This window comes from Caballeronia terrestris (genome assembly GCF_001544515.1).
In the GTDB taxonomy this organism is placed as follows: Bacteria; Pseudomonadota; Gammaproteobacteria; order Burkholderiales; family Burkholderiaceae; genus Caballeronia; species Caballeronia terrestris.
The window spans coordinates 1-924 of record NZ_FCOL02000516.1; the positions used below are offsets into that span (position 1 = coordinate 1).

1 protein-coding gene and 1 pseudogene are annotated in these 924 nt (G+C 62.7%); one reads left to right on the forward strand and one right to left on the reverse strand.

From position 1 onward, the window contains the following. Window positions 1-372 (forward strand): annotated as a pseudogene (locus AWB67_RS42895) (DUF3300 domain-containing protein); the annotation flags it as partial. Window positions 373-382: 10 nt separating this feature from the next. Here the strand turns inward: AWB67_RS42895 and AWB67_RS40520 are convergent. Then, window positions 383-589, reverse strand: a complete 207-nt coding sequence (locus AWB67_RS40520) for a hypothetical protein (protein WP_125477903.1) — start codon at window positions 587-589, stop codon at window positions 383-385. Between the last annotated feature and the right edge of the window lie 335 nt (window positions 590-924).

Below are 924 nucleotides of genomic sequence, written 5' to 3' on the forward strand. Positions count from 1 at the left end.
GCCTCGGCCAACAATCGCGCGCAGACGTCGGATCGCACGGCCTCAGCCAACAATCGCGCGCAGACCCCCAACCGCGACCCCCCAGCCATCAATCGCGCACAGACGCCCAATCGAAGTGCGGCGGCGAACAATCGCGCGCAAACGCCCACTCGTGTCGGTTCGTCAAACGTGCAGACCGGCGACAGAAGCGGCGGCAGTTACTCGGGAGGAAGCCGCGACTCGGCATTCCAGGGCGTCGGCGGAGGCGGCACGGCACAGCGCGACTACAATCGCGGACAAGCGAGCGTGCAGTCTTCGAACTTCAACCGTGGGGGCGGCACTGCTCGTAGTGGCAGCGGAGGCGGAGGCGCACGCGGCGGCGGCCGGCGCTAGCCCGTTAAAATCAGGGAAGCGATCCTGGCTGTATCGACATTTCATATCGCCACTCCGGGCTCACCGCATCCGTGGCGTTCACGAGCGTGAGTGCTGGAAAATCAGGTTTCCACCTGCGAAGCAGGAGCCGAAACGCTGCATGGCTCGGGAATGCTCGACGAATGGTATAGACGAACCACTCGTGCCGGCCCCAGTTCGACAGGTCGGTTTCGAGCATCCAGTTCACTCCGCACTGAAGACAGCAATTTCTGCTCACTACGAACGGACGGCGAACCAGTGGGCGCAGCCTCGTCGAACGGGTTGAGTTCTGCCGCTGTAAATGGGGCGCGGGGGAAGTCCCCTGGAGCATTCTCTCGAACCCTTCGCAAAACATGGGAATGAGATCGCAGAAGTACGGGGAAACGATTTTAGCACTGGGCGCCGCGTCGATTGGACGGCATTCGGCGCGCTCCAGACGACAAGCGCACGGTTGGTAGGCTACGCATCGCAATGCGCAGAAGCAAGCTTTGTCGCCGGGACGTTTCGCCGTGTGCTTCAGACGTGCCCCAGCAC

Excerpts from the sequence above, each read along its gene's own strand:
- AWB67_RS40520 (WP_125477903.1), bottom strand. The coding sequence starts at position 589 with ATGCTCGAAACCGACCTGTCGAACTGGGGCCGGCACGAGTGGTTCGTC.